We start from the raw sequence: 20,908 nt of genomic DNA, 5'->3' as shown, positions 1-20,908 counted from the left end.
GTTTGCCTCCTCTATGGACATGCGCCCAACGCGAGCATCAACGCATCGTTCTTAACTTTATCGCAAACTTTAGTCCGGTACGGCGCATGAGATCGGCTTCGGCGCAAAAGTGGCTGCGAGCGGACCGTTGAGGCCGCGCTGAGGTTGATCGAAGAAGAAGAGATGGGCCCCGCCAGCTGAGCACACTGATGGACAAGACCTTCGTCTATGGTGCGTTGAGGCAGGTCGAGCGCGATGTAGTTGAAGGAGAAAAGGATAGCACAGCCGCTGAAGCAGAGCTGGACACAATGCGCAGAGCCCAACGTATTCTTGATCAGGACCGACAACGCCTCCTCTCGCTGTTACAGCCTTGAAAGGGTGTCGCCGGCAAGCAGTTTGACTTTGAACCGCGCGCTGAGGGCCGAGCCGCGTTAAACTGTGCAAATGCGGACGCATCGTCCCACTTGCTCAGGACATTGAAGTCCGCCAGGGTCAGACTGAGAAGAGCTCGGGCTGAGCAAATCTGGTCCGGTATGCTCCGCTGAGCAGACGCCGTCAGGCCGTGCCGCCACTTCGCATTCGGGCCATATGCAGACCTGCTGACTTTGGATGGCCGAAAGGTTAAGCTGTCGCATTATCAGCCAGACGGCCTTCAGGGGGGCGCCAATGGCCATCTTGTATTTCGAGGAGGCGGAGGTTGGCAAACTGCGTACGGCTGGCCCTTACCACGTCACAAAGAACGAGATCATCGAATTTGCCCAAAAATTCGATCCGCTGCCCATTCATACCAACGAGGAGATTGCCGCACGTTCGATCTTTTCCGGACTGATCGCTTCGAGTGCACACACGTTTGCGATACTTATCTCTTTGTTGAGCAGAACACAGCCGTACTCGCTTCGTATCGTTCCCGGGCTTGGCTGGGATGAACTCAGGCTCCCCGCGAAAATTCGCTCTTGAAGAGGCCGTCGAAAGCGCCTGATAACTCGCTCATCCCGCACCACCGATTGACTCGGACTCGCTTCTGCTCATCGGTTAAACTCCGACCATAGTGGCGGAGCATATGCTTGTTTATACAGGTAGAGTCTGCATAGGGGGATCAGAATGATCCACCCGTTCTGAAGTCTCCGCCCCCGAAGGATCCTCCGGTCCCGAAACCGTCTGGAGGCGGAATCGGCAACCCTCCCCCGAAACCCGAGTCCCATGGGCTGGGCCCACGATGGAAGCCATCACGTAGAACTTGCCCCAGCACCGCACTCCCAATAACCCCAGTCAGGATGCCGCCAAGCACGTTTCCGAGTGACGCCTCGTTACCGAACGTGCCGTAAGGGGTGTCGTAGCCTTGATGCCGTAGTTGCTCCCATTCCTGTTCGACCGTCTCGCGGCGCCGGGCGAGTTCCTTGAGCCGCTGGTGGGAGTCTGCTGCTTGGCGTAACGCTGAATTCATTAGCTCGTCCGTAGATTGGATACGCCTGACGATCTCCTCATCCTTGGGCGTCGGAGTTTGAACAGCCTCCCTGTAGAGTTCCTGCAGATCTTCGCGCTGATCGGCGGCTGCCAGCAGGTCGACCGCATCACGATAAGGGGCATCCCCCTGGAGGATCGATGCATCGAAACTTCGGTCCTGAGCAGCGAGAGCTTCCCGCGCCTGTTGGAGATGGGCTTCGCGATGTGCTACCGCATCCCTTCCCTTGGCAACTTCAGTTTCGGCGGCCTCAAAGCCGGACTGGACAAGTGCGTTGCGCTCCAAAACTTTTAGATCGGATCGTTCCTCGCGCAACCTTTCAGCAATTCGCTTGGAGTGCTCGCGTAGCCGCACGGGGATTTCGTTGAGCAGGGCATAGTTGACTCGTAACCTGTCATAACCCACGACGCCGGCCACCATTCGATCCATGTAGCGGGTGAACGGGTTGGCTCGGTAGGCGGCGGTCCCGAACTTCCGGCGCCAGAGATACATGAATAGCGGATCGGCTTCGTAAGGACGACGTTTTTCGTCCCGATCGGCTTCCGCCTGGATAGCCTTCTTCTCAGCCTGTTGGACTTGCCCGGTGATCTCCTCAACTCGCGCCCGCAGGGCAATCCATTCAGTGTTGACGCTTGTCAGATGCGTGCGCCGCTTCATTTTTGCAACCGAACCTTGCATTGAACCCGCTATGCTCGACGTGGAGCTTCTGGTTGCGGCTCAAGAATGAACTAGTTCATACTATCGGGATAGAAAACACCGCTACGGTACGAACTGATCGAGAGATAAAGCATCTGCATCGGACGACTGTCCGGGTCGGAATTCGGTCTGGGTTCTTGGTCCGCCTCGCGCATCCCTCACGCGAGCATAGGATGCTCTGGCTGCAAATCCGTCGAGCCTGATTTCGATCAACGCGTGTCGGAGTTGTGGTGAGGTCCACATGTGCACAGGACTGGGCACGCCCATGTGCGATATCTGCGGCAAATTCTGCGCGCGCGGCGAACTGCCAACAGGCCTCGTGTTCGCCACAGTGTTCGACCACGGTTTTCGGCATACGCACGCATCCGCGCCATTGAACAGTAAAACGCGATTAAATCTGTCGCTAAGTCCCGGCCTCGGGCTCCAGCCCGATTTGTTGCCCAGGATGGGCGGCGGGCGTACCATTCCACGCCGGTTGTCAGCCTAGTGTCGAGAATTTAAGGACCGGCCGGAATACGAACGGCCTAACAGAAGATTTTACTCGGCCGGCCAGAGCTCGGTCGAACTGTTCATAATCTCGCGACCAGGAAGGCTCTTCATGACGGGGGGCACCAGTGAGAGGATAGTGGAGCGCAAGGTCGCCATTCTCGGGCGGCTTGGCGTCTACCCGATGGTTCGCCTCTCGCTCCCGGCGCGCCGGCTTCTCGCCTTTCTCGCGCTTCAAGGCGGGCCGGTCTCGCGCACCGCAGCCGCCAGCAATCTCTGGCTGGATCTCGCCGAAGACGCGGGCCGAGCCAACCTCCGCCGCGCGCTTTGGCACGTTCCGCGCGGCTGGATCGAGACCATGGGCGACGAGCTGGTGCTGTCGGCGGACGTCGATTTCTCGCGCGCGCAGGCCATCGCGGCCCGTGCCCTCAAGGGCGAAGCGCTTACCTTCGAGGACATCGTATTGCTATCGAACGACGTTCTGCCCGGCTGGCATGAGGAGTGGCTGATCGCCGCGCAGGAGGCGTTTCGCCTGCTGCGGGTAGAGGCGCTCGAGGCGGCCTGCCGGATGATGACGACGTGTGGGGATCTCGCGCTGGCAGCACAGGCGGGAGTCGCCGCGCTCGCCGCCGAGCCGCTGCGCGAATCGGCGGCCGAAGCGCTGATCGATGCATATCTCGCCCAGCGCAATCGCTACCAGGCGGTCCAGTGCTACCGTTCGCTGGCAAAGCGCCTTGCCTGCGAGCTGGGCGTCGCCCCGGATGAGGCGCTGGCGAAGCGCGTGGCCGGCATTTGTCCCGCCTCACGCACCGCGCACTAGCTTCCCCTTCCCTTCCTTCCCTTCTGTCTCTTCCTCTTCCGGAGTCTGCAGGGACGGCCGTCGTCTGCCCGCGGACGATCCTGCGACGCTGCGTGGACGCCTCGGAAAGCGCCGCGGCCACGGCAGCAATCCGCACTGAGCGCGCGAACAAGACGGCAAGGCGACGGCGCCACACACAGCGGCGGACGGCGGTCATGCTCAACTGCACCGCAGATGTTCAGGAGGCCGGAGTCGCGCGATGCTGAATCAACAAGAGTCATCCCATCTCTTCGCCGCGCAGGAAAATCCGTTCGCTGAAGCCTTCGCCGAAACCGGCAACGGCGCGGCGATCGGCTTCGCTCCGTGGAGCGAGAATCTCACGCCATTCGCAGCGACGCTCGATGGCGGCGCAAGCCAGTCCGAGACCGACCGCCTGGTGGCCGAAGTCTATGCCGAGCTTCGCGACGAAGCGTTCGACGAAGCGCTTGCGTTTCTGGCCGAGGAGACCGAGCAGGCACTCGACGAGCGGTTCGTCGGCGAGACGCCGGCGTCCGCACAGGAGCGCGAGCGCTATGCCGACGCGCACCTTGCCCCGGTGCGCTTCGAGGCGCGACAGTATCTGCAGGCGCTGGAAGCAGGGATGGCCGGCCTGGACGTCGGCTCCCTTTCAGAGCAACAGCTCGATGAGGTGCTGGAGAGATTCGACCCATTGATCGGAGAGCTGACGCCGGCCGGCGAGGAGTTCATCGGCAAGCTCATCAAGAAAGCCAAGGGCGTCGTCAAGACCGTCGCCAATGTGGCAAAGAGCGTCGGCAAGGTCGCGGGGTCGCTGCTCGGGCCGGTTCTGAACAAGCTGCGCGGCCTGATCAATCCCCTGCTCCGGCGCGTCCTGTCCTTCGCCATCGGCCGGTTGCCGGCACCTCTGCAGCCGCACGCACGCGCGCTCGCCGCCCGATTCACGTCCGAGGCTGCGGAGGAGAGCATCGACGAAGCTCAGGTGTCACCGGCGAACCTGACCGACATGGAATCGCTCGCCGAATCCTTCGACGCGGCCATCGCGGAGGCACTGGCGGGCGATGCGGCAGCCGAGTTCGAAGGCGAGGCGTTCGGTGCGACGGACGAGAGCGAGATCGAGACTCGGGAACTCGAGGTGCTCGCCGAAGCCCGCGGCGCACTGATCGAACGGCTGCGCGACGCCGACGAGGACGAAGATCTCGCGCCGGCGATCGAGCAATTCGTTCCCGCCCTGCTCGGCGCGCTGCGGCTCGGAATCAACCTCGTCGGTCGACCGAAGGTGGTGGGCTTTCTCGCCAATTATCTCGGCCAGCTGATCGGCAAATGGGTAGGACCGCAGCTCAAAGGGCCTCTGTCGAACGCCATCGTAGATACCGGTCTGAGGCTCATCTCGCTCGAGGCCGAGGACCGGGCGCAGCTCGAGCGCAGCGACGAGGTGGCGCCGGTCGCGCTCGCCAGCGTCGTCGAGGATACGGTCCGCCAGTTCGCCGAGAACGAGGACTACGTGTTCGAGGACGAAGAGCTGACCCAGCTCGCGACCGCAGAAGCGTTTAGCCAAGCCGTTGCAACGCATTTCCCGCCTCGCTTCGTTCGTGCGTCGCTGCAGCAGGCCCCGTCGCTCGGCGGAACCTTCGTGAGCCGCCGCCCGCGTAGCCTCCGGCCCTATCGCAAGTACAACCGCACGCCCGATATCCAGTTGACGTCGCAGATTGCGGACACGCTGCCCACCTTCGGCGGATCGACGGTCGGCGCGGCGATGCGGGCGGCGGGCGCGCAGTTTCCGATCCGCGCGCGCATGCACATCTATCAGTCTGCGCCCGGCACCACGCTCCAGCGCATGGTGCGCACCGACCGGTCGGGCGCAGGCGCAGGCCGCGGCTACATCAACACCGCCAACGTCCATCCGCTGACGCCGGCGGCGGCCGGCGTTCTACTGCGTGAACCGAAGCTCGGCGTCGCGGTGCCCGCCGCATATCTCCGCTCGCGACAGCGGATCGCCGCGGGCCAGCGCTTCTACATTCTGGAGCCGGTCGGCGCCGGCGCGCCGCCAACTTTGCCCGCGGGCCCGGCGGGACAGGCCGCGGCCAGGCGTATGCGCGCAAGCCGTGCCTGGGCGTCGGTGAATATGCGCCAGGCACGCATCACCGTCGGCATCTACTTGTCGGAGGCGGAGACGCAGAAGATCGTCGCGGCGATCCGCAAGGGCCAGGGAAGCCTTGCGCTGCTGCAGGCGCTCACCAGGACCTACCAGGACATGGAGCGACTCTCCGCCGGCGGCCAGGCTCCTCTCCGGATGTTGCGCGAGGATGGTGAGGACGGCGAGACTTTCGAGGACTTCGCTGCCCAAAGGGGCAAGCTGCTGCCGCCCGGTCTGACCGCACAGCTGCGCCAGCGCCTGCGCGCCTGGGTGATGCCGGCGTTGACGAAATGGGCGCGAGCCAATGCGGAAGCGTTCGTGCGCGCAGCCGGACATCCCGATCCCGGTGTAACGGTTCGCATCCGCCTCACCGCGGTCCCCGGGCTCGACGCGATCCGCAGGATGCTGCGCGGCGGTGCGTCCGCGCCGGCCGGCGCCGCGCTGCGCGGCACACCGAGCATCGCCATCTCCGTCACACCTGGGCGGGGCGGCAAGTGACGCGTGACATCGACCAGCATCTCGTCACCTCGGACCTCCAGCGGCAGGTCGCCCACTGGCTGGCGGCCGCTCGCACGTTTCGCGATGCCGAGGAGTTTGCTTCGATCGAGGCCTGGAAGTCGGTCGAACGCGACACCGGTGCGCCGCTGCGCCAGCAGATTAACGCGGTCGTCGAGGAACTCATCGAGCTCGGTGAGGCGACGCAGCGGGTCGTTGCCGAGGCGCGGAAGAATCCGGCCCGCATTCCAGCCGCCTCGACCGGTGTCCAGCGTTTCCGTCGCCGCTACGTCCAGGTCGACACCACACTCGATTTCCTCGGAGATGCCGTGAACTCGCGAACGAGTGCGCCTCTGCGCGAGGCGCTCACGACGCTCGACCGGCTTGCGGTCACGAGCATGCAGGGCGTGCTCGAGCGGGCGAGGAAGCCGGTGCCAAGAGTGCTGGTGTACCAGGACAAGGGAACCGGCGCATCGATCCTGCGCGCGGGCGTCCGCCTCTGGGCGCCCGGGGCCATCATGCCGGTCGCCGCCATCAAGATCGTGCGCCACAATCTCTATCGCCCCACCTCGCTCTTTCACGAGACTGGCCATCAGGTCGCTCACCTCACCGGCTGGACGCCCTCCGTGCGAGCGGCCATAGCGCGCGCGCTGAAGGACGATGAAAAGCTTCAGGCGATGTGGACACCCTGGGCCTCCGAGATCGGTGCCGACGTCTTTGCCTTTCTTCACACCGGCTATGCCTCGACGGCGGCGCTCTACGACGTCGTCGGCAATGCCGACACCATCCTGCAATGGCCGGTGGGCGACCCGCACCCGATCGGGTGGCTTCGCACAGTCCTCGGTTGCGCAATGTCACGCCTCTGCTTCGGCGATAAGGGCCCATGGAATGCCCTGCAACGGGCCATGGAAGCGCATTATCCGATCGCCCTCGCCGAAGAGACGCTGCAGCCCCTGCTCGCCCGCTCGAAGGCCGCGATGCCAAGGATCGCAGAAGCGTGTCTCTCAGCGCCCGTACCGGGGCTCGGCGGCCGGCCGATGACCGACCTGGTCGATCCAAAACGCGTCTCGCCCCAGGCGCTTGCCGAGCTCGAACACACCGCTGGCGCAGCGCTCTGGACGTCGCCGGCGTGGCGGCAGCGCGAGGGAATACGGATCGTCGCACTCGCCGGCCTGCGCGAGGCCGAATGTCCGGAGACTGCACCGATGTGGATTGAACGCGCACGCAGCTGGTTCGTCAACCAAGCCGAAGCGGCGTGAATTGAGAAAGGAATACGACATGGCCAAGAAGCCTTCATCTTCGGCGGGATCCGACTCCGTGCTGGAGCTTGCCAAACGCCAATCGGACGGGCACCCGCGCAACGAGGAGATCGACCTCCTCAAGCAGACCATCAACGAACTGCACGAGCGCGATGCGAAGCGCGAGCAGGAGCTGTGCCACTTGAATCAGGCGCTGAGCCGGTTGTCGCAGATGAGCGCGATCGAATGCATCCTGACCAACGGATTTGAGGAACTGTCCACCAAGCTCGCACCGCTGGCGGAGATCGGACCTCATCGCGTTCCGATCACGGATGGCGCTGTGAACGCGCGTCTCGCAAGCATGATCGAAGCCACGGCGCGGCCGAGCTGGTCCGGAGCATCGACCGTGCCGATACCAACGCGTCCCGTTCCATTCATCGGCGAGGTCGTTCCGCGCCCACGCGACTACGAAAGGTATTAGTCATGATCCAGCAGCTGATTGACCGCATGATGGCGCCGCCGTCCAACATGTCGCGCGATGCGGCGGCCGCAATAGTGCTCATGTGCGATCCGTTCGATCTGTTGCTCCACATGGAACAGGTCTGGAACGCCTTTCGCGTATGGGGACCGCCGCCGAATCCGCAGCCGGCCAGCCCGGCCCGGCTGGCCTTCCTCCGCTACGACATCGGCGCATTCGCGCCATTCATCCCGGATCCGTCGTTGGCCGGTGTCCCGCAATGGGACCACCTCGGCTACAGCTACGTTCTGGAGAACACACGCGCCATCCAGATCCTGCGCCGCGTCGTCCGGGAGTATCGCTCCGGCGAGGGATTGGGCATCCCGTCAATCGCGACCCAGCGTTGGCTCGAGATCACCGAGGTGCTGCTGTTTGGTGCCGCCAATCCGCTTGCCCCGTGGCTGTCCACCAGTGTCATCCGTCCCGATCCCGAGGCGGTACGGCGCAACGCATACTGGCGGCTCTTCGGCCTCGACCTGGCATTCGGCACCGACGACAACCGGCCGCCCACCTACGACAAGGCCACGCACGCGAACGCGTCATTCATCCAGGTGTTCGAGGAACTCCTTTTTGAACTGTGGCAGGCGATCACCAACGTTCGCAACACATCCGGCGTGAACGCCTCAGACGACGATCGGATTTTCAGGATCGCCGAAGCGCTGCGATTTGCACTGCGCGCCCGGCGGCAAAATCAGTTGCTCAGCCGGGAGGAGCTGGTCGCGGCAACGGCCCTCGGCTGGGCCGAATTGACGCTAAGCGCCAACACGCCGGTGGTCGAGGATCTGGTTGCCAACGCCACGAGCCCCTACGAGCGTCTGCGGATGATCGGCGAGCGCGTTGGGCTCGCACCGCACAGCAGGTCGTCGGCTCTGTTCTCGATGGCTGGCGATCTTTCCCGGTTCCTGCGCATCGTCGAGTCCGGCGTCGTGTCCGGACCTGAACTGGCGTGGGTTCTCTACCTCGAGCAGCCGCCGGTCGGTTCGCCGCCGGGCGCAGCTTCGCCGATCGGAGCTTCGAGCAGGCGGGTCATCACTGAGTGGGCATCCGCAACTGGCAAGGATCTGAAGACACGCGCAAAGCCGATCGAGATGCGGCCGCCGACCCGGCCGCCGCTGCTCGTCGGCGCACGTTGAGGTCAACGCAGGAGGCAGACGATGCACGGGTCCACGCAGGATTTCCAATCGCTCGACCCGCTCGGCCTCGACGCTCCGTTCGCGGAGACGTCCGAGCCGGAGAACCACAGCGGAATTGGAGCGTTCGCCACGCTCGAGGACAACCCGTTCGTGGCCTTTTCGGGCGAAGCGGAGTGGACTGGTGCGGGTGAATCCCAGTCCCTCGAGGAGGAAGAACTGGGCTCGCCCCACTCCTTCGCGAACTGTACGTCGACGCAGAAGCACCTGCTGCTTGACGTCACCGAACGGTGTCTGCGCGCAGTGCGGCATGCGGCCTCGTTCGTCGGCAGCGCGTACGGACGGCCGGATCGGATGGGCGCAGCCACGCGGCAGCTGCTGCTGCGGCATTTTCACACCACGAAGCACGACGATCTCCGTCACATCGTCACACGGCTGATGCGGATCGAAAAGGCGCTGAAGGATGGAATCAAGTTCCGCGGCGAGACCGACTGCGCCACGGACGGCAAGGGAGCCGTCTGCGGTTATGCCCTGACGACGCAGTTGTTCGGCGGTTTCGGCAAGGTCCACATCTGCTTCGACACGCGGCCGAGGCACTGCAACTTCAGCGCGCTGGCGCCCGACACGCAGGAGGTGACCCTCATCCACGAGGTCGCGCATCGCTATGTCGGCATCAAGGACCAGGCCTACGAGCACGAACCGAAATATTTGACCCTGTCCCCGAAGCAGGCTCTGGACAACGCGGATAGCTACGCCTTCTTCGCCGTCGAGGGCATGACCCTGCTGAGCGAGAGCTTCGAGCCGGAGGTGGAAGGCTCGCTGTCGGAAGATTACGATGAAACGTCGTTTACCGGGCTTGAAGCCCAGGCATGGGATTCGCATGGCTTTTCCGCGGACAACGATGCCGCGCGAGACGAAAGCTCGGAGCCTTGGGCGCGCGAGCTCGAGGAGGCTCGCGAGCTGGAATCCGGAGCCAGCCGCTGCGCCGAAGACGAACACGAAGGTGAGGACGAATATCTCGAGTCCGAGGCGTGGACCGCAACAGCGGAGCAGATCGCCTTTCGCAACAATGTGCTCGCCGAGCATATCGCCCGCAGCCGCAAGGCCAGGGGTGCTCCCCTGCCCGACCTGAGCAGCACTCAGGTCGAGACGATCCCCGGCACCAGCGTCAAGACGCGGCCGGAGACCGCGCGGGCCGCAGGCCGCCTGCTCGCCGCTGCAAATGCAGATCTGCAGAAGGCTCAGATTGCGGGTGATGCAGATGCGCTGCGAACGAAACGATTGACGGCAGCAAGCGGCTATCGCGGCAGCGAGCACCAGCACTCGCTGTGGCTCAGGTATTTCAAGGGCTACTACAACCGGACACGCGCGCACCGCGAAGCTCTTGCCGAAGGTCCGCATTCGAAGGCAGCAGCCGCCTACATGCTGAAGTCGAAGGCCTTCGGCGGCTTTGGCCTGGGTGGCCGGATTGCGGCGCCAGGCTACAGCAATCACCAGAACGGCATCGCCGTCGACTTCTATCAGAACAGAAAAGCGGGATTCGAGGTTGCCAACAGTAGCAGTGACGCAGCGCGAGCGGCCTGGCGCAGGAGCTGGTTCTATGGATGGCTGAAGCAGAACGCGGCGGCTTACGGCTTCGAGCAGTTGCCGACCGAGGAATGGCACTGGGAGTTTCGCCGCAAGCCGACGATCACGAGCGAGTTCGAAAACGAAGCCGTCGTTCGGTCCACGAAGCCGTATCTTGACGGCGCGTTATGGATCTACCGCTCCCGCGTCACCGGCACGAAGATCGCCGTATTCGCGTCGGCCGCGGCCGTTCGAGGCAGCGGGCCGGTCGACATGTTGCTCTACATCCACGGGCTGCTCAGTCCTTGCGGCGTGCCGCGAGCCATGCCTGCGGGCATCGTGACGGAGGCGACCTTCCGGCTCGGCAAGATCGTGACCGACAGCGGCCGGCCGATGCTGCTGATCGTGCCGCAGCTCCAGATTGGGAGCGACGCAGGCTGGAGTGCACGCGGCCTCGACCGGCCTGCGCAGCTCAATGCGCTGTTTGCCGAAGTGCTGGGCGAGACGGACCGCCGCCTCGAGCGGAGCGGCACGCAAATCGGCCGGCTCGTCATTTCCGGGCACTCGCGCGCCTACGGCGTGCTCTATCCGCTCGCCAACGCGGACAAATCCACGGCGCTCGGCACCGGCGCGCTTGCGAAGCTCGTCAAGGTGTGGGTGCTTGACGCCACCTACGGAAGCCCGCCGATCGCGGCGTTCAAGGCGCTCGCCGCAGCCCGGCCGGGTTTGGGCGTGGACATCGTTTACCGCGCCAAATCTCCGACCGACAAATTCGACGGCCGCGCCACTGCGGGCGCGGTGGCGCTGCGCCCCGTGCCAAATTCGATCACCCATTGCGCGCTGCCCGGTAAACTGCTCCCGACCTTGTTGAGCGAGCTCGGCACAGCGCCGGATGGCGATGCCTTCGAGAATCTCGATGCGATGTCGAGCGCGGAAACACTTTTCGAGAGCGCCGACGAGGAATCGTTGGCTTGGCTGGACGTGGAAGCAGGCCTTCCTGGCGACAAGCTCGACGAAGACTTATCCGACACGCGCTGGCCTGAATCGTCCGAGGACGAAATCGAGCACAAAGGGTGCGGATGCGGGTGCGGCGCCCACTCGGCGCCCCGAACATTCGAGGCCGAGTGGTTCGAACCGGAATCGGATGATGCAGGATGGCCTGCAGGCGTCGGCGTGCGCGCATTCGACACCGAGGCCGGTGGAGCTGCCGACCTCTTGCAGGGCGCCTCGGCTCTTGTGGTCGGACCGACGCTTCGCCGCGGCAACGGCGGCGCCGGTGTCGAAGCGCTGCAGCGCGCGCTGGCGCAACTCGGCCATTCGGCGGGCGAAATCGACGGACGATTTGGCGCTGCAACGGAAAAAGCGGTCCGCGCCTTTCAGTCCCGCGCAGGCCTCGCCGCCGACGGCGTGGTCGGCCCGCGCACCAAGGCGGCTATCGCCGCAGCGCTCGGGGGCAAGATCGCGCCGCTACCTACTCCACCTGCTCCCATCCCGCCGGCACCGACCCCGCCTGCGCCGCTTCCTGTCGACGAGGATCTCGATGCCTTCATTGCCAGATTGGCTGCGGAGTGGTCGCGGCGGACGGGCGGAAAGCCTTCGGCCGACGAACGAAGCGCGGCGCTGCGCGGCGACTACGAGGATACGCTGAAGGGCGCCCGCATGCGCTTCGGGACGAAGTACGCCGACGACGTTCTCCGCCGCGCCTGGATGATCAGCCGCGAGGAAGAGATGCGCTTCCGCACCGAGCCATCGGGCGGCTCGCTCGGCGATTTCGGGCCGCCGGCGCAGCGGGTGGAGCTGGTCAGTCACGCGTCGATCGACGGAAGCGGCAAGGCGCCTGTCGCGCCGATCATGGTCCGCTTCTTTGCCGAGCTGCGCCGCCGCTACGGCGCAGGCCTCGGAGCGGGCACGTATCGCGGACATGGCGGCGGGAGCTTCAACGACCGCGGCTATTCGCTCGATCTGTTCCTGAACAGGCGCGACGCTCGCGGTTTCTATCTCCGCGACGATGCCTTGAGGTTGCTGCGCGCGGTGAACGAGACCGCGAAGGCGATGCCGGCCAAATGGCGGATCATCTACAACGATTTCGCGGTCGCCGACGAGATCAACCGGGAGACCGGCAAGCGCAACGTGATCTTCGTCGGCACGACGCGCAAAGACAAGAACAAGCGCGTGACGGGGCTCAACTGGCATGGACCGCATCCCCTAATCATCCACTTCCACCTCGACCTCGCGCCGCTGCCGGGCGCGCAGAGCGAAGCCGAGGACGAGGGATGGCAGGAGACTTGGCAGGAGACTTGGCAGGAGAACTGGCAGGAGAACTGGCAGGAGAACTGGCAGGAGAATTTCAGCGACGGTGAGGACGTGCGCGCCGCCTGCGAGGGCGAATCTCCAGCCGACGAGACCCTCACCCTGGAAGCCCTGCTCGCGGGCGAAGCGGGAGGCGATCCGGGGCTGGTGGACCGCCTCAAAGGCGTCGCCGAATTCATGCTCGGACCGACGCTGCGCCGGGGCAGCAAAGGCGACGGCGTGAGCAGCCTGCAGCGCGCCCTTGTCGGGCTCGGTTACGATTTGGCAGTGGACGGTGATTTTGGTTCGAACACCGAACGCGCGGTGCGTGGGTTTCAGTCGCGCAGCGGGCTGGAGGCCGACGGCGTCGTCGGCGCGGCGACCAAAGCCGCGATTGGCGCCGCGCTGGGTGGCCGCTCGCTGCCGCCCGCCCCCGCTCCTACGCCTCCTGCGCCGACGCCCTTGCCCTACGTGCCGGGCAAGAAGCTCGCGCCGAAAGCGTTCGTCGCCACGTTCGGCGAGTCAGCCAGGGCTTCGCAGGCGGCGAGCCGCGTACCCGCCCTGGTAACGCTCGGCCAGGCAGCGCTGGAATCCGGCTGGGGTGCGCATGCGCCCGGCTTCAATTTTTTCGGTATCAAGGCAAAAGCCAGCATGCCCGAAAACATGCGGCAGTTGCTGAAGACCAAGGAGGTCATGTCGCGGCCCGACGCCAAATTCCCCGAAGTGATCTCGGTGACGCCGCGGCCCGACGGCAAGTACGACTATGTCGTGCGCGACTGGTTCCGCGTCTATCCCGACGCTGCCACCGCGTTCAGCGAGCACGGCTCATTTCTGACGCGCAACAAGCGGTACGCCAAGGCGTTCACAGTCACCCACGACCCATACGCCTTCGCAACCGAAGTCGCTCGCGCGGGCTACGCCACCGGACCGACTTACGAGAGGGAGCTCCATGCCGTCATGCGCCTGATCGAGAAGGCGGGTGGCGGGTAAGAATGTCGAACTGAAACCTGCAACCTAAATGGTCCGATCCGGATCGCCGGTCGGGTCTGGGCCGACGCGTTCTCGAAGAAGTCAGGGCGGCAGCCTTATCGTGTCCGGAGGTCCACCATTCGCCAGCAAGAGCCGCACGCCGCGACTGGCTCTCGATCATTCAAGCCGACTGCACGGAGATCGGTGATATGCCACGAGGACCTGACAAATATGATTCCATGACTGCTCTGTACGATGATCCGAACAACGTCGAAGGGATGGCATATGGAAAAAGATGGCTACGTCATGAGTGGCGGCAACTGGTGGAAGAACAGGTTACGGACAACACGGAAACACAAAAGATCATCATGGCCCTCCACGGAGGTGGCATTGAGACCGGCACAAGCGAGATCGCTCTAGCTACGGCCGGCTATCATCCGGCTACGCTGGCGACCGCAGTTGATGGTCTTGGATTGCATGACCTCTGGCTGTTTGAAGGGTTGTTGCCTTCCAGCAACGGCGACCTGCATGTGACGGCTTCCCACTACGATGAGCCAATAGCCACGAAGTTGGTTGAAAACGCTCAACGTTGTATCAGCTTGCACGGCTGTACGGACACCCAGGCGAATGGAAGAATTCAGCTCGGCGGACTGGACGACGAGTTGCGCGATATCGTTCTGGAAGAATTGGATGCTGCAGGAATCCCGGCCGAGGTTACCAGCAACCCAATGCTTGACGGCAGTCTCCCAAGCAACATCGCAAACAAGACAAGAATTGGCGGCTGCGCCCAACTCGAGATGGGAACGAGCTATCGTAGAAGCTTGTTCGGGATCAACACAAGGCGACAGCGGAAAAACACGACGAACGCTCAATTTTGGCTACTGGTCGACGCTTTGCGTAAATCCATGAGCCGCGTATGAGCCGTTCCCTACCCGGACGGAATAGCCAGCAGGCTTGTTCGAACCGGGCACGACGGCTTAGAAAATCGATATTTCAAGCCCAGGTTACGCCGTCGCCCACCGGCCGTCTCAGGAATGAACACCCACGGACGGCGCGACGTCGAGGCGGACGGCGACACCGCTGAGGTCCGGGCTCCGTGCCGGATAGAGCTTCATGACGAGCGGATCGTGACCGGGCACGATGTGGTCCCCGTCGGGTGCGACAGCGCGGAGCTTGTCGAAACCCGCCAGCATGTCGCCGACATGAAGGGCGGTCGTGAACGGGCGCTCGCTGGTCATGTTCTCGGTGAAATGACTGACGTCGGAGGCGAGCACGACAGGGCCGCGGCGCGTGTTGACCCGGACGAACTGAAGGCCGGCGGAATGTCCGCCCGCGGCATGGACCGTCAATCCCGGCGCAATCTCCGCGTCGCCGTCGTAGAACAGCACCCTGCGCGCATAGTTCAGCCGCACGATCCCGCAGACATCCTCGACCTCGAAGGAATGCGACAGCCGTGGATATTGCACGTAACGCCCGCTGGCGTAGGCGAGCTCGCGCTCCTGAAGATGAAACCGCGCATTTGAAAACCGGTCGAAATTGCCGGCATGGTCGTAATGCAAATGCGTCAGGATCACATCCTTGACGGCGGCGAGGTCGATGTCGAACGAGGCGATCGAAGGCTTCTGGTTCAGCGTATTCACGGCCGCGTGTACGAAGCCATTTTAGGCGCCCAACGAAGCGAAACTGAAACAATGCAATCCGAACCTGTGATCGTAACGCCCATTGAGGAGGGTGGAATGCGTAGCCTGATTTTCGGTGCGGCTCTCCTGGCGCTGGCAACCATCGGATGTTCCGCGTTTATTTCGGCCGCCCTTTCCGCAGCACGGGATGCAAAGGCCGCAACATTCTCAGAACGGTTCGCGCCGACAGTGACGGTTCTCCCAACCGGCTAGGCCCGCCAGCGTGAACCGGCGGGCCTGAGCACTCACTTCTTCAAACAAAGCCCGACTGTCGGCGACGTCCCGCATTTCGCTCCGTCGGCGGCGCCTCCGCTTGGACAGAACACCGACACTAGCGTTTCGCTGTTGTTGCAATTGACGGCGCCATCAGCTTGCACTGCGCGGATGTTGACCGTCCCCGGATCGCCCTTGTCTCCCTTCTCACCTTTTGGCCCCTGCGGTCCTTGTGGTCCTTGCGCACCGGCTGGGCCCTGTGGTCCCGGCACCCCCTGAATCCCTTGGGCCCCCTGCGGGCCGGTCGGCCCCTGCGGCCCTGGATCACCTTTAGGTCCAGGCTCTCTGCCACAGGCCGCAAGGATGAGCGCGGCAGTCAGAACTCCCGCCGCGATCATTTTGTGCATTGCGATCCTCCCAGTTATCAACCCATTAAACGGGTCGTCTGAGAGAGCCGCGAGAGAGAAGCCCGCCAGCGTGAGCCGGCGGGTGAGTTGGTTTGGACTGTAGATTGCAACCGGGGGTGCCGGCCCGCAGCTCAACTGTATGCGAGCTCGCTCGAGCCCGCGAGCCCATCTAAGCGGCAGCTTCCGCCCCGGCCTTCCGCGGCGCGTCGCATCCATCCCCTTCATGGGGTGGCACGCTCCTTGCCAATTGCACGTCCCGCAGCATGGAGGCGTGCACCGTGGGACAGCGTAGTCGCATTATCCGGCGCCCAAAGCCCGATTTGACACATATCGCTCGGAAGCTCGTGAGATTGCTCGACGAGATCGAAGACCTTGATGAGCTGAGAGAAAAGGTCCGGCTCGCCGAAGCCGCTCGAGTATTGCACTAGCCTGCACTAAAAAGCGCCCTCCACCTTCTTGGGGCGCTGATTGCGCTCCCTAGCAGCGCTAGGATAATTGTCGCATTTCACTTCCAGTTTGAGTGCGAGCCGCACTGCAATCCATCTTCTGGATCGCTCTAACAAGAATGGCGTTGTGCGCGCGCCGACGAGGCGGAGTTAGTGTTAACCTCGACAATGTCTTTAAAATTGATCCCAACGCGGGCCAGACCTGTTCTGAGGGGCTGGTCTCGAAACACCTCGATCGGCCTTACCGAGGCGGACGGCAACCGGCGTTCAGTGTCAGGCACCGTGCTGCTGGGCTTGCGAGCCGCCAAGCACTTAGCTTGGTCAAGGCGCGAAACGCAGCGAGCGCGTTCGCTTCAAGTGAACGCAAAGGCGAGCAGGCTCGAGCAGAGCACCACCAGACCGACCGCTGTCAGTGTCAGGAAGCTGTCGGAGACAAGGTCACGATTGCGCATGAAACACCCACGATCGCTCCGTAGGAGCGAGGGCAGCAGTCCCGCCTTGGCTCGACGAGAAAACAACCGGCCACCGCCTCAAGCGCCTTCTGCCGCCAGCGCTCGAACTAGGTCGGGGCAATGGGACACCGGCTAGAGGGATGCGGAGATCGTCGTCCACTGCTTGCCAACATCTTTATGAATTGGTTCCTGAAGCATTGGCGGCTGACGGCGCGTGGGGAAGCGTTCCGTGCGGACGTTGTCGCGTACGCCGACGACTTCGTCATCCTCAGCTGCGGATACGCGACTGAGGCTCTGGCGTGGACGAACGCGGTGATCACCAAACGCCCACACATCACCTCGTTGGCCTGGGCGATATTCGACCTGGCCTTGCGTTCGCATCGCGCGTTTCTTAAGGTGAACGCGCAGCATTGCTTCGTTCTATCGGACATGTCGCAGGAAAGCGGCGAGATGTCGGGCGTCACGATCGGCACTGATCTAGAGAAAGTCGTCGGCGCAAGCGGGCGTAGCTTCCGACGCGTGCGCATCTCATCTTCTGTCGATCTCGTACCGACCCACCGTTTAATTCAGGTTAGTGCACAAGCTGCCGTCATGGTCGGTTAGCTGAATTCGGCGATCGATTACAGGCACAGGTCTGTACGTAATGTACAGAACTGTGCCCCGATTTGCGGTGATAGAGGACACGAAAGTCAGCCCGCCCGGCCCCGCCTTCGCCCCCGCTAAATAATGAGTTCGGCCACGCATGCCGCCGAACGTGGCGAACTTCAAGAATTTATCTTTTCTCAAATGTTTGCCGCGACCTTCCAGCACTGGCGGCAACGTTAGAGCCAGTCCTGCGGGGTCCGAGATGAGGACATATCTGAGCTCGTACGTCTCGAAGCTATTCGCGGGGGATCTGGCGGCTTTCGGCGGCCCTGCGACAGATGAAGCGGTCGCAGGGCACATTCGGGCGGAGCAGATCTCCCTCGTGCTCGGCTATTCCCTAGGCATAATGCTGGCCAACGCCTGCAATGCGACGGTGCTTGCAATTGCCCTCTGGCACTCGCCCAACAGAAACTATGCCCTGATCTGGGCAGCTGCCGTGGTTTGCGGCGCGTTATCGATAGGCCTGAAGGCGCGTTTATCACGACGGATTACGAAGCCGCAGTTCGTCTCCCGACAGGCCATGCATCGGCTGGTGCGAAATGCGCTCGTTCTTGGAACAGCCTGGGCGGTCGTTCCGGTCGCTTTCTTCGCCGACGCCTCAAATGGCGGCCAACTCGTGATCACATGTCTTTGCTCCGGGATGCTCGCGGGCGGAGCATTCGCCTTCGCTACGATTCCCGTGGCGGCGGTTGCATTCACGGCTCCGATTTTTGTGGGTACGGCAATCTGCCTCGGCAGAAATGGCGATTTCGTCTATCTGCTGGTCGCTATTCTTGTTGTGGCCTATGGCTTCGTGCTTCTGCGCGGCGTTTTCGCCTATTCTTTCGAATTCACGAAACGCACCATTGCTCAATTGGAAGCCGAACGGAGGGTCCGGCGGGATCCCCTTACCCACTTGCCGAACCGTTTCGCCTTCAACGAAAGCCTCGAAGCCGCCCTCAATCGGTTGGCTCGCTCGGGAGAGGAATTCGCGGTTTTTCTGCTTGATCTCGATCGCTTTAAGGAAGTGAACGACAAGTTCGGCCACCCCGCTGGAGATGAGTTCCTCGTTCAGGCCGCGGCGAGACTGCAACGATGCGCGCGTGAGACCGATACTGTCGCGCGGATCGGCGGGGACGAATTTGCGCTGATCGTGACCAATCTGGCCAAAGTCGAAGACGCGTTGGAAATCGCCGAGCGCTTCGTCGGGGCTTTCGGCGAACCATTCCTGATCGAACGATGCGAGATCGCGGGCGCGACGAGCGTCGGGATCGTGTTGGCCCCGCGCGACGGCAATACGCCCCATGAGCTCTTGAAAAATGTCGACCTTGCGCTCTATCGCGCCAAAAAAGCGGGGCCCGGAACGGTTCGCTTCTTTGAGGTCAGCGACGACAAATCAGCGCGCGATCGCAGGGCGCTGCAACGGGATCTGGAGGAGGCGATCGGGAAAGACGAGCTTTTTCTGGTCTACCAACCGTTCTTTGATATTCGCGAGAACCGAGTAACCGGCTTTGAGGCCTTGCTGCGCTGGCAACACCCTGTCCGGGGAGTCATTTCGCCGGCTGAGTTCATTCCAATTGCCGAAGAAACCGGCTTGATCCACCCGATCGGCGAGTGGGTGATCCGACGCGCCTGCTCGACGCTTTCGAACTGGCCCTCCGATCTCAGGGTCGCCGTGAATTTCTCGGCAGCTCAATTCCATAACACCAGCATCCTGCAAACAATCGTGCAGGCCTTGACAGAGGCCAGAGTTGCCCCTAGCCGACTTGAAATCGAAATAACGGAGTCGATGCTGATTTCAAAATACGGGCCGGCATCATCGATCCTGAATTCACTCCTGCAACTGGGGGTGACGGTGGCGCTCGACGATTTCGGAACAGGATTTTCGTCGCTGACCTATTTGCTCAAATTGCCTTACACCCGCATCAAAATCGATCAGTCCTTTATACGCGACATGCTGACACGGCCGGATAGCGCGGCGATCGTAAAATCAATAATCACGCTGGCGCAGGATCTGCACATTGGCGTGGTAGCGGAAGGCGTCGAGACCGCCGAGCAGCTCGGGCGTTTGCGCCAAACGAGCTGTGATGAAGTCCAAGGATATCTCATCGGTCGGCCGGTATCAGCCGACCGCATCTTCGCCCTACTCGATCAAAATAAGCAATGGTCGACACCTGCCGCTTGAAACGCCTGTACGAACCGACCGACCATCATGCCGCGCGAAGCCGCGTGCGGCGCTGGCAATGCTAGCGGAATCAACGACAAGATCGGTATGTGACCGACCTTGCGATATGACCCTACGGCATCCAAGTCCGTCACATCGTCTTGTTGTTCGGCGCCAAGGGTAATACCGATATCGATCAAATAGGTCGAAGGTCTATCGGTAGGTACATCGGAGCCCCGAAGGCGCCGCCCTGCCGCAGCAGGGCATCCCGCAAATAACGAACCACTTTCACGATGATAATTTGCGCGCTGCTTTGGTACGGATAGCAGCATCAATGTCATCAACCCGCTTCAACCGCTGGCGTTGCGCGACTTCTGACCTCGTCGAGTAGACCAAGGCGCGTGACTCGCGATGCGTGCCACAGTTAAAAAGGCCATTTGAGCCAGAGGCCGGAAGGGCGGGCGGCGTCCTACCGGCTCACCTCAGGTTCGGCAAATAAGCCCTGCCGCGACAATCGTTCCATGCTCTATAAGGGCCTACCGCGACTGTTCGCCGAGCTCGCCTGGTGCGCGGCGACGGTCGGCATCAACGCCTGTTGCACGATCTCGGCCGCATCGTGGTTCTGCTCCTCTACCATCGCGGTCTTGAGCCGATCGACGCTGGCGCCCCTTGCGCGGCAGTTCGGGTCCACTAATGGTCTTCCGTTCACGCAGAGCTGCCGGCACAAGGCCGCAGCGAGCCGACCGCTTCAAATAAACTTCTAGATCTGGATCGTTGACATCGATTGCCCACCACGTTCCGTCCAAGCATATCAAGGGTGAAGAGACGAGACTTTTACATCCGTTGCCAGAAGGCGGGTCGTTAGGCCCAACTTTCACGTCTTTCGCTCCCACCCAATTCTGATTTCGATTTCGGCAACCTATCCTGAATGGCTCCAGATTTGGTTGGAAGAAAAAGAACACTTTTAGGCATTTGCTCGGCAATTACCTGGGGCACGCGGCCAGGCAAGGGCGTGTTTGGCTGGGCTGTTCTGCAATTGGACCCCGCCATGTTTCAAAAATTAACCAAGAATTGTTTCTGTTACCCATAACGCTTTCTTAATACTTAAGCTGAGCGAGACTAAGTCTTGCTAGTGGCTCGCAAGC

The 20,908-nt window shown here is 62.6% G+C and carries 15 protein-coding genes; 12 read left to right on the top strand and 3 right to left on the bottom strand.

All coding sequences use genetic code 11. The features are described 5' to 3' along the window. Window positions 1-188 precede the first annotated feature (188 nt). Complete coding sequence (locus tag I6F16_RS35180) at window positions 189-353, top strand: hypothetical protein (RefSeq protein ID WP_225125329.1); 165 nt, start codon at window positions 189-191, stop codon at window positions 351-353. 292 nt (window positions 354-645) lie between these two features. Continuing rightward, window positions 646-936: a MaoC/PaaZ C-terminal domain-containing protein gene (locus tag I6F16_RS35175; RefSeq protein WP_225156390.1), complete on the top strand. Its 291-nt coding sequence runs from the start codon at window positions 646-648 to the stop codon at window positions 934-936. A gap of 139 nt (window positions 937-1,075) precedes the next feature. On the opposite strand, the gene I6F16_RS35170 is transcribed toward I6F16_RS35175, so the two are convergent. Then, the gene (locus I6F16_RS35170; protein ID WP_225174475.1) at window positions 1,076-2,098 is read right to left on the bottom strand and encodes a hypothetical protein; all 1,023 of its coding nucleotides are present in this window, start codon (window positions 2,096-2,098) and stop codon (window positions 1,076-1,078) included. Between the two features lie 664 nt (window positions 2,099-2,762). On the opposite strand from I6F16_RS35170, the gene I6F16_RS35165 reads away from it, so the two are divergent. From I6F16_RS35165 to I6F16_RS35135, 7 genes are all read left to right on the top strand, one after another. Further along, complete coding sequence (locus I6F16_RS35165; RefSeq protein ID WP_225156378.1) at window positions 2,763-3,443, top strand: BTAD domain-containing putative transcriptional regulator; 681 nt, start codon at window positions 2,763-2,765, stop codon at window positions 3,441-3,443. Between the two features lie 238 nt (window positions 3,444-3,681). Beyond that, window positions 3,682-6,072, top strand: coding sequence for a hypothetical protein (locus tag I6F16_RS35160; RefSeq protein ID WP_225174474.1), 2,391 nt, complete (start codon window positions 3,682-3,684; stop codon window positions 6,070-6,072). Then, entirely contained in the window at window positions 6,069-7,328 is a 1,260-nt protein-coding gene (locus I6F16_RS35155; RefSeq protein ID WP_225125295.1) for a hypothetical protein, read from the top strand. The genes I6F16_RS35160 and I6F16_RS35155 overlap by 4 nt, the downstream gene beginning before the upstream one ends. Window positions 7,329-7,347: 19 nt before the next feature. Beyond that, window positions 7,348-7,788, top strand: a complete 441-nt coding sequence (locus tag I6F16_RS35150; protein ID WP_225174473.1) for a hypothetical protein — start codon at window positions 7,348-7,350, stop codon at window positions 7,786-7,788. 2 nt (window positions 7,789-7,790) lie between these two features. Next, the gene (locus I6F16_RS35145; RefSeq protein WP_225133342.1) at window positions 7,791-8,957 is read left to right on the top strand and encodes a hypothetical protein; all 1,167 of its coding nucleotides are present in this window, start codon (window positions 7,791-7,793) and stop codon (window positions 8,955-8,957) included. Between the two features lie 21 nt (window positions 8,958-8,978). Continuing rightward, window positions 8,979-13,799, top strand: a complete 4,821-nt coding sequence (locus I6F16_RS35140) for a peptidoglycan-binding protein (RefSeq protein WP_225174472.1) — start codon at window positions 8,979-8,981, stop codon at window positions 13,797-13,799. Window positions 13,800-14,017: 218 nt separating this feature from the next. Further along, window positions 14,018-14,698: a poly-gamma-glutamate hydrolase family protein gene (locus tag I6F16_RS35135; protein WP_225133344.1), complete on the top strand. Its 681-nt coding sequence runs from the start codon at window positions 14,018-14,020 to the stop codon at window positions 14,696-14,698. Between the two features lie 108 nt (window positions 14,699-14,806). Here I6F16_RS35135 and I6F16_RS35130 read toward each other — a convergent pair whose 3' ends face one another. Beyond that, window positions 14,807-15,418: an N-acyl homoserine lactonase family protein gene (locus tag I6F16_RS35130; RefSeq protein ID WP_225174471.1), complete on the bottom strand. Its 612-nt coding sequence runs from the start codon at window positions 15,416-15,418 to the stop codon at window positions 14,807-14,809. 96 nt (window positions 15,419-15,514) lie between these two features. On the opposite strand from I6F16_RS35130, the gene I6F16_RS35125 reads away from it, so the two are divergent. The 3 genes from I6F16_RS35125 to I6F16_RS35110 all read left to right on the top strand — a co-directional run bounded on the left by I6F16_RS35125 (window position 15,515) and on the right by I6F16_RS35110 (window position 19,784). Beyond that, complete coding sequence (locus tag I6F16_RS35125) at window positions 15,515-15,670, top strand: hypothetical protein (RefSeq protein ID WP_225174470.1); 156 nt, start codon at window positions 15,515-15,517, stop codon at window positions 15,668-15,670. Between the two features lie 1,482 nt (window positions 15,671-17,152). Further along, window positions 17,153-17,578, top strand: a complete 426-nt coding sequence (locus I6F16_RS35115) for a hypothetical protein (protein WP_225174469.1) — start codon at window positions 17,153-17,155, stop codon at window positions 17,576-17,578. 244 nt (window positions 17,579-17,822) lie between these two features. After that, complete coding sequence (locus tag I6F16_RS35110) at window positions 17,823-19,784, top strand: EAL domain-containing protein (RefSeq protein WP_225174468.1); 1,962 nt, start codon at window positions 17,823-17,825, stop codon at window positions 19,782-19,784. Here I6F16_RS35110 and I6F16_RS35105 read toward each other — a convergent pair. Further along, a complete protein-coding gene (locus I6F16_RS35105; RefSeq protein WP_225174467.1) occupies window positions 19,751-20,104 on the bottom strand; it encodes a hypothetical protein in 354 nt (117 codons plus the stop codon). The genes I6F16_RS35110 and I6F16_RS35105 overlap by 34 nt on opposite strands. Window positions 20,105-20,908 lie beyond the last annotated feature (804 nt).

It is taken from the genome of Bradyrhizobium sp. IC4060 (genome assembly GCF_020193715.1).
In the GTDB taxonomy this organism is placed as follows: Bacteria; Pseudomonadota; Alphaproteobacteria; order Rhizobiales; family Xanthobacteraceae; genus Bradyrhizobium; species Bradyrhizobium yuanmingense.
Note: the sequence above shows the minus strand (reverse complement) of the source record. Positions and strands in the feature narration are given on the sequence as shown.

Excerpts from the sequence above, each read along its gene's own strand:
- I6F16_RS35180 (WP_225125329.1), top strand. The coding sequence starts at position 189 with ATGGACAAGACCTTCGTCTATGGTGCGTTGAGGCAGGTCGAGCGCGAT.
- I6F16_RS35175 (WP_225156390.1), top strand. The coding sequence starts at position 646 with ATGGCCATCTTGTATTTCGAGGAGGCGGAGGTTGGCAAACTGCGTACG.
- I6F16_RS35170 (WP_225174475.1), bottom strand. The coding sequence starts at position 2,098 with ATGAAGCGGCGCACGCATCTGACAAGCGTCAACACTGAATGGATTGCC.
- I6F16_RS35160 (WP_225174474.1), top strand. The coding sequence starts at position 3,682 with ATGCTGAATCAACAAGAGTCATCCCATCTCTTCGCCGCGCAGGAAAAT.
- I6F16_RS35150 (WP_225174473.1), top strand. The coding sequence starts at position 7,348 with ATGGCCAAGAAGCCTTCATCTTCGGCGGGATCCGACTCCGTGCTGGAG.
- I6F16_RS35145 (WP_225133342.1), top strand. The coding sequence starts at position 7,791 with ATGATCCAGCAGCTGATTGACCGCATGATGGCGCCGCCGTCCAACATG.
- I6F16_RS35140 (WP_225174472.1), top strand. The coding sequence starts at position 8,979 with ATGCACGGGTCCACGCAGGATTTCCAATCGCTCGACCCGCTCGGCCTC.
- I6F16_RS35135 (WP_225133344.1), top strand. The coding sequence starts at position 14,018 with ATGACTGCTCTGTACGATGATCCGAACAACGTCGAAGGGATGGCATAT.
- I6F16_RS35125 (WP_225174470.1), top strand. The coding sequence starts at position 15,515 with ATGCGTAGCCTGATTTTCGGTGCGGCTCTCCTGGCGCTGGCAACCATC.
- I6F16_RS35115 (WP_225174469.1), top strand. The coding sequence starts at position 17,153 with ATGAATTGGTTCCTGAAGCATTGGCGGCTGACGGCGCGTGGGGAAGCG.
- I6F16_RS35110 (WP_225174468.1), top strand. The coding sequence starts at position 17,823 with ATGAGGACATATCTGAGCTCGTACGTCTCGAAGCTATTCGCGGGGGAT.
- I6F16_RS35105 (WP_225174467.1), bottom strand. The coding sequence starts at position 20,104 with ATGACATTGATGCTGCTATCCGTACCAAAGCAGCGCGCAAATTATCAT.